This is a genomic window from Methylobacterium sp. Leaf89, assembly GCF_001422215.1.
GTDB lineage: Bacteria > Pseudomonadota > Alphaproteobacteria > Rhizobiales > Beijerinckiaceae > Methylobacterium.
Genome location: NZ_LMML01000022.1, coordinates 1 through 6,762, shown reverse-complemented (window position 1 = coordinate 6,762; position 6,762 = coordinate 1). Strand labels below are relative to the sequence as shown.

The following is a 6,762-nucleotide window of genomic DNA, read 5'->3' as shown; positions in this document are numbered from 1 at the left end:
GCGCCTCTGGGCCAGGCTCAAGGAGTGGCGCGCCATCGCCACACGCTACGAGAAGACGACCGTTGAACCGCTCCGGGTTTCCCGGAGGCCATTCGGTTTGGATCAGGCGGCCAAGGCTTGTACCTCGGCCTGGGCATAGTAGCGCGCTTCGGCCTCGGCGGGAGGGATATTCCCGATTGGTTCGAGCAGTCGGCGGTTGTTAAACCAATCGACCCATTCGAGCGTGGCGTATTCCACGGCTTCGAAGCCTCGCCACGGGCCGCGCCGATGGATCACCTCGGCCTTGAACAGGCCAATCACCGTCTCGGCGAGCGCATTATCGTAGGAATCTCCGACGCTACCGACGGAGGGTTCGATACCTGCCTCGGTGAGACGCTCGGCGTAGCGGATGCTGACGTATTGCGACCCGCGGTCGGAGTGACAGACGAGACCGCCGCCGGCGAAAGGGCGGCGCTCGTGCAGGGCCTGCTCCAGGGCATCGAGCACGAAGTCAGCCCGGGCGGAGCGCGACACACGCCAGCCTACGATCCGGCGCGCGAAGACGTCGATCACGAAGGCGGCGTAAACGAAGCCACGCCAAGTCGCCACGTAGGTGAAGTCCGCGACCCACAATCTGTTCGGGCACGCGGCCTTGAACTGCCGGTTGACCCGGTCGAGCGGACAGGCCGCCGCCGGATCGGGAATGGTCGTGCGGACCCTGCGTCCCCGGACGACGCCAGCCAAGCCCATCACCCGCATCAACCGAGCCACCGTGCAGCGGGCGGCTACGATCCCCTCGCGGGCGAGTTGCCGCCAGACCTTGCGCACGCCGTAGACCCGGAAGTTCGCCTCGTACACGCGCCGGATCTCGGCCATAAGCGCCGCGTCCCGCTTGGATCGGGCGGGCAGCTTCTCGGGATCGGTCCGCCGCGCGGCATAGGCGTGATACGTCGACGGGGCGATCGGCAGCACGCGGCAGATCGGCTCGACCCCGTAGGTGGCGCGGTGCTCGTCGATGAACGCAATCATCGCTTGAACGGGCGGTCGAGCTCCGCCTGTGCAAAATACGCTGACGCCTTCCTCAGGATCTCGTTGGCCTGCCGGAGCTCCCGGTTCTCTCGCTCCAGGGCCTTGATCCGCTCGCGCTCGTCCGTCGTCGGTCCGGCTCGCACACCCTGGTCGCGCTCGGCCTGGCGCACCCAGTTCCTCAGTGTCTCACCCGAGCAGCCGATCTTGGCGGCAATCGAGCGGATCGCTCCGTACTGAGAGGCATGATCGCCCTGGTGCTCCAGCACCATCCGCACAGCGCGCTCACGGACCTCAGGGGAAAACGGTGGGGTTCGCTTCGTCATGGCTCCATCCTCGCAAGAGTTGGGGCCTCCGGAAAACCCGGAGCGGTTCATCAAGACCTATCCGCTCGGCTACTTCCATATCGATCTGGCCGAGGTCCACACGGCGGAAGGGCGGCTCTACCTGCTCGTCGCCATCGACCGCACGACCAAGTTCGCCTTCGTAGAATTGCATGGAAAGGCAACGCGGAGGGCTGCGGGGGACTTCCTCCGCCATCTCATCGAGGCGGTGCCCCACAAGGTGCACACGGTGCTCACCGACAATGGCACCCACTTCACGACACCCGGCAACGTTGCCTCGGCTGCCTCCATCATCAAGGAGGCGATTGCCGCCGGAGAGACCTTCCGAGCCCACAGCTTCGAGTTCGCCTGTGCCCGCAACGATATCGACCATTGCCTGACCAAGCCACGGCACCCCTGGACAAATGGGCAGGTCGAGCGAATGAACCGCACGATCAAGGACGCGACGGTCAAGCGCTACCACTATGACAGCCACGAGCAGCTCCGTGCCCATCTGGCCGACTTCGTCAGCGCCTACAACTTTGGCCGGCGTCTGAAGACCCTGCGGGGTCTCACCCCCTACGAGGCCATCTGCAAAGCATGGTCTGTCGAGCCCAGTCGCTTCAGGTCAAACCCGCTCCACCAAATCCCGGGACCATACATCTAGTAGGCCCTCCGCTACTTCCTAAGCGCTCCGTTCACCCGCCCGGCTCCGGCCGCGGCGGGTTTTTCGTATCTTGACCGTAGCGACGGAACCAGATCCTCTGATCTGCGATGTTTGAATAACCCCATACTCAAGCCTACCGAGGAGCCGCCATGCCATCCCAGACCGGAAAGCAATACCGTATCGGTGTCCGTCCTGCGCCCGGCAATAAGTCCCGGTACCTCTGGACGATCTACGGCACCCAGACGATGTTCTACGAGGCATCGCAGACCGAGCATGCTTCCGTTGAAGACGCTCTTGCCGAGGCGAACGCGCGGCTCTCTGAGCTCGCTTGATAGCGTAGCCCTGTCTGACGCGCGTCGCCCGCCCGTAGCAATCCGCAGCAGATTTTTCTGTGCAGAGCTTGCACTTGGTATCCGGTATGCCAGATGGCAGTATGAGGTTTTCCTTCCCAGGAACCTTCTCGTTTCCTCATCCACTTCACCCGCCCGGCTCCGGCCATGGCGGGTTTCTATGGGAGTATGCCCATTACAAATTTGACCTCATTGTAGAACCTATTATCAATTCAGTATATGAGCACTACTGCAATAATATAAATTGTAGAGCGTCGTAGTGGGTGGCGATGCGACGGAAGTCCTTGAGGCGATTGAAGGTCGCTTCAATCCGCCAGCGTTCGCGGTAGCGGCGTTTGTCGTGGCGGATCTTCCGCTTGCGGCCGCGCTTGCCGGGGATGATCGGCGTGATGCCTTTTTCCCGTAGGTTGGCCCGGAGCCAGTCGGCGTCGTAGCCCTTGTCGGCGGTCAGACGACGGATACGACCGGGCGCCTCGGCGAGCACGGCTGGGGCGGTGGTGACGTCGCTGGCATTGCCCGGCGTCAGCAGGAGGACGCCGGGGCGGCAGAGGACATCGGTGAGGACGTGGATCTTGGTCGTTTGGCCCCCGCGGGACGGGCCGATGCCTTGCGCACGAGCCCCCCTTTGCCGCCATGCGCCGAGCGGTGAGCCTTGACGTAGGTGCTGTCGATGGCGGCCGCCTCGCCCACCCATCCGCTCTTGGCCAACGCCGTCAGCATCGCCCGCCAGAAGCCACGGCGGGACCAGCGGTTGAAGCGGTTGTAGACGGTCGTGCGCGGACCATACGCGGCTGGGCAGTCGCGCCATCGGCAGCCTGAGGTGAGCACGTGCAGGATGCCGGAGATGACTTGCCGATCATCGTTCCGCTCTGGCGCGGGCTGGTTCGTGGGCATGAACGGTTCCATCACCGCCCACTGCTCGTCGGAAAGCCAGAACAGGTCTGCCATCGCCGCCTCCATGCTGCAAACAGCGGCTCTGAATCACAAAACGATAACGCTCGCAACGCCTTGGTTCGGTTCACACCCTAGTTTCGCAAATCACTCCATGATTCCTGTAGTCCCGACAATTTTCAAGTTATAGTACCGGAAATATGCAACATAAAGAAACATAAACGGCAAATCTACAAGTAAGACTCAGATATATTTGGCCGCGGAGCAGTAGTATGAATACTAAACGTATCTGCGCACCACAAACCTTTCCAATATGAGCCCGAGCCAGATTGAGCCAAACGCGCAGCCAATCACATAGGTAAAATCTATTGTCACTCCAAGCTGTGGATTGTACGCAAGTCTTACCCACTCGACCACCTGAACAATAGGATTCCATTTCATCACACTATAGATTTCTTCAGGAAGCAGATGGGGTAGAAAGAATACCCCGGATGTCAAGTATATCAAAACTGTTATTAGTATGTATGCCCAGAGCCATCCAGGGAAAACTGACATGATACCTATATTTATCGCGCCCACGCCAAGACCTAAGAGAAGTGCCATCAAATAGCCACTAACAGCCATCGCAGGATCTGGAGGGGTTGGGTCAACCCCTAGAATCACCAAAATAATTATAACTAGGATTAGACCTTGAAAGCCTTTTATAGTCTCGACTAGAAAACGGGCGACCATGATATCGAACGCCTTCACTTGAGGATAATACATCAGCGGCCGGTTGACCAACATGGCCTTCATCGCCTCGCGCGATGTGTACTGAAATACAAGAGTAGGAACTGCGCCGGTTGCCACAAATAAAGCTGGGTCGTTACCCATAGGGGAAGGCATTCCCCGAAAAATCATAATCGTAACCATCAGAAAGATGTGTGCGATCGGCCATAAGACGACGACCACGTAACCCCAGTACGAGCCGCCAAAGCGAGTGCGCATATCGCGGAGCATCAGGGCGCGTATGACGTTTGCGTAGACCTCGAAAGAGCTTCGCTTGTCGGATGTCTCTGCGACTGGAGGCAGCATGCTGAATCTCGCTGTAGGGGGCGATCGCCACGACGTGGGCCGTGAATAAGACGATAGTACGGATAGAAAGCGGCTACCGACTTACCTCATCCCTTTTTCGTCCAGCCCCCTACGAATGCAACCGAAGCCCGACCGCTGGATCATGCTGAGTCTAAGGTCGAAGAAGCCCTTGCGGTACAGCTTCGGGTCAGCGGGGACGATTCAAGGCTTCGGTGATACTGACATCGATCTCAAAGGATGAGCTGCAGACGGTACTTGCCGCGGTGCTGCCCCTGCAGGCGCATAGACGCGATCGCTGGACGCGATCCACGGCGCGCTACGAGTCGGCGCGGGGAAGATGTGCGGTGGTAGTCGTCCGTCGTGATCTCGCGCCAGGGCGGGGCTGTGTCGCTCACGGACCAGTGTAGCCCAACGCCGTCGCAGCATCACGAAGCCTCGGCATGGATGCTGAATAGCAAGCGGTGAGACCGATGCCGACTGGCAGCTGCCGATCCGCCCACGTGTTATCTTCGTTGTCTGACAGCTTGATGAGGATGGCGCCGAGATTGCCCGACTGGATCAATGCGCCGATGCGCTCGGCGTAGGATAGCTCCTCATCCTTTTTGGAGAGGAGCTGCACCATTCTGATCACGGGAGGCACGTAGCCCGCCTGCACCAAGTCCTCAGCGGTCGTAGGCGTGTCCTTCAGAACGTCATGTAGGTACGCCGCCTGCAGAACGTGCTCTGGATTAATCTTCAGGCCATCGACCTCGAAAGCGTGGATCGCTCGGTCATTGGCAGCCCCGGCAACACGATTGACGTGCCGAATGTAGGGCTTGCCGCCTTTGTCGACCTGCCCAGCATGCGCCTGGGCTGCGAATTGATGCGCGTCGGAGTTAGACGGAGGCATCGGCCTTCTCGGGTCGTGCAAGCAGGATCGCAGTGCGCACGGCAACACGCTTATGATGATCAGCTGCGTGAACGTCCTTCACCACCAGGCTTGCGAACCTGCTCCCTTCCACAGCTCCAGCGAGATCGATTCGGTAGCCGTCGCCGAACAGGAACAACGTAGTGGTTGGGTCGGCCATGTAAGCGTCGACCGCCGCCGCCACGTCAGCCTTAAGAATGGCCTTCGCCTTGTAGAGCTCGCCGATGGTCGCGCGGGAATCAGCCATGACGAAGGAATAGCACGCTGGGCAGCCAAGTCACCGCCTGTAAACGTCGAGCGGCGCTGTGCCACTCTTGAAGTGGGTTCCGGAAACGACCTAGTGGTCGATAACGCACGCCGTTAACGTAAAGATCGAAATTTCTACAATTCGCCTTCATTTGCGCAGATCATCTGAAACCTTAAGCAGCCATGGTCGATTAAGTTGCGAGGTAAGTTCTGTAGTATCGAATGCATAAGGCCATTCCGAGGTGACCCCGTGAAATGGATCCCATTTGAAACGTATCGTCAAATTCTCTCAAACGTCCCAATCGCTTGTGTAGACATAGCCATCGTTTCGGAAGGGCGTATTTTGCTCGTCGAACGGATGGATGCTCCCGCCAAAGGGCAGATGTGGCTGCCCGGCGGAAGAGTTCACAAAGGGGAGCTGATGAGGGATGCCGCGAGCAGGAAGGCGATTGAAGAGGTAGGGATTGAGTGCAACGTTGGACCAATAGTTCATACGGCGGAAACAATATTCGATGATGGCCCAGATGGTATCGCTGTTCACAGTATCAATACGTGTTTTTTCGTGTTCCCTAAAGAGCGGGACGTTCGAGTGACGCTCGACAACCACCATGCCCGGCACACTTGGACGGACGCAATCGCCGGCGATTTCCACCCATACGTTTGTCGGTGCCTGCTGGCAGCTGGCCTTCAGCGGTGATCAGACGACTGATCCTATCCCCTCCTATCAAGGAACTGGGTCGATATGAACGGGCCGTCAGGCGGCGTCACCGGCCGAACAACCACAGCGGCACCGCGCCACTGGGCCGGCCTGGCTTGTCCCGATAGAACGTCGTATTCCCCAGGCGGATTCGGCTCTCTTCGATCCCAGACACGCGCTCCCCACTGAGCACCAGGGCGCCGCAATAGTCGGGGCGGATGGTGCCGACCTCAGGGTGCACACCGAAGATGTCGAGGGTCGTCCACCCGAGGTCAACGGCCTGATCGGCCCAGCGGTCCAAAAAATCGACGCACGCCTCGTGCGCACCGCCCCAGGACTGCAGCGTGAAGCCCGGGCACGGGACGACGCTGGGCCGGAGGTCAAGGAAACCCTGGCGCGAGAGCTTCGAGTCGGCGGGGACGAGTTTGGGCTTCGGTGAGGGGGGCATGGGATCCGGCGGTTGATCAGGGCCCGACGGGATAGGGGAGGCAGGGTAGGGCGGCTAGGACCGGGAAGCCTCACCCCCTGAGGCTTTTCGACTAGGGTCTGTCGTCGCCTGAACGTATTGGTTTGGCTTTCGTTTTCGTCTCTCTGATGCAGGA

8 protein-coding genes, 1 pseudogene and 1 other annotated feature are annotated in these 6,762 nt (G+C 59.7%); of the genes and pseudogenes, 2 read left to right on the top strand and 7 right to left on the bottom strand.

Annotation, left to right across the window (positions count from 1 at the left end; translation table 11 throughout):
* Positions 1–102: 102 nt before the first annotated feature.
* Positions 103–1,331, bottom strand: a protein-coding gene (locus tag ASF18_RS08125; protein WP_156649724.1) for an IS3 family transposase whose coding sequence is annotated in 2 segments (ribosomal slippage) — positions 103–1,043 and positions 1,043–1,331 — 1,230 coding nt in all. Because the reading frame shifts where the segments join, the coding sequence is not laid out codon by codon here.
* Positions 934–1,050: a sequence feature (AL1L pseudoknot), on the bottom strand. (Overlaps the previous gene by 117 nt.)
* A 40-nt stretch (positions 1,332–1,371) precedes the next feature.
* Here ASF18_RS08125 and ASF18_RS08115 point away from each other — a divergent pair.
* Together ASF18_RS08115 and ASF18_RS08110 are read left to right on the top strand one after the other, a co-directional pair.
* Positions 1,372–1,995, top strand: a pseudogene (locus tag ASF18_RS08115) (integrase core domain-containing protein); the annotation flags it as partial.
* A gap of 149 nt (positions 1,996–2,144) precedes the next feature.
* Positions 2,145–2,327, top strand: coding sequence for a hypothetical protein (locus tag ASF18_RS08110; RefSeq protein WP_056350709.1), 183 nt, complete (start codon positions 2,145–2,147; stop codon positions 2,325–2,327).
* Positions 2,328–2,571: 244 nt separating this feature from the next.
* On the opposite strand, the gene ASF18_RS22880 is transcribed toward ASF18_RS08110, so the two are convergent.
* From ASF18_RS22880 to ASF18_RS08090, 6 genes are all read right to left on the bottom strand, one after another.
* Positions 2,572–3,293 (bottom strand): IS5 family transposase gene (locus tag ASF18_RS22880; RefSeq protein ID WP_200917541.1). Its coding sequence is split into 2 segments (ribosomal slippage): positions 2,572–2,963 and positions 2,963–3,293, totalling 723 coding nucleotides; the frame shifts between segments, so codons are not numbered across the junction.
* Positions 3,294–3,515: 222 nt separating this feature from the next.
* Positions 3,516–4,310: an ABC transporter permease gene (locus tag ASF18_RS22875; RefSeq protein WP_082487241.1), complete on the bottom strand. Its 795-nt coding sequence runs from the start codon at positions 4,308–4,310 to the stop codon at positions 3,516–3,518.
* A gap of 391 nt (positions 4,311–4,701) precedes the next feature.
* A complete protein-coding gene (locus ASF18_RS08100; protein ID WP_056350705.1) occupies positions 4,702–5,199 on the bottom strand; it encodes an HD domain-containing protein in 498 nt (165 codons plus the stop codon).
* Complete coding sequence (locus ASF18_RS08095; RefSeq protein WP_056350703.1) at positions 5,186–5,464, bottom strand: hypothetical protein; 279 nt, start codon at positions 5,462–5,464, stop codon at positions 5,186–5,188. The genes ASF18_RS08100 and ASF18_RS08095 overlap by 14 nt, the downstream gene beginning before the upstream one ends.
* Positions 5,465–5,752: 288 nt before the next feature.
* A complete protein-coding gene (locus ASF18_RS24605; protein ID WP_244472627.1) occupies positions 5,753–6,115 on the bottom strand; it encodes a hypothetical protein in 363 nt (120 codons plus the stop codon).
* Between the two features lie 112 nt (positions 6,116–6,227).
* A complete protein-coding gene (locus tag ASF18_RS08090; RefSeq protein ID WP_056350701.1) occupies positions 6,228–6,608 on the bottom strand; it encodes a hypothetical protein in 381 nt (126 codons plus the stop codon).
* Positions 6,609–6,762 lie beyond the last annotated feature (154 nt).

Excerpts from the sequence above, each read along its gene's own strand:
- ASF18_RS08100 (WP_056350705.1), bottom strand. The coding sequence starts at position 5,199 with ATGCCTCCGTCTAACTCCGACGCGCATCAATTCGCAGCCCAGGCGCAT.
- ASF18_RS08110 (WP_056350709.1), top strand. The coding sequence starts at position 2,145 with ATGCCATCCCAGACCGGAAAGCAATACCGTATCGGTGTCCGTCCTGCG.
- ASF18_RS08090 (WP_056350701.1), bottom strand. The coding sequence starts at position 6,608 with ATGCCCCCCTCACCGAAGCCCAAACTCGTCCCCGCCGACTCGAAGCTC.
- ASF18_RS22875 (WP_082487241.1), bottom strand. The coding sequence starts at position 4,310 with ATGCTGCCTCCAGTCGCAGAGACATCCGACAAGCGAAGCTCTTTCGAG.
- ASF18_RS08095 (WP_056350703.1), bottom strand. The coding sequence starts at position 5,464 with ATGGCTGATTCCCGCGCGACCATCGGCGAGCTCTACAAGGCGAAGGCC.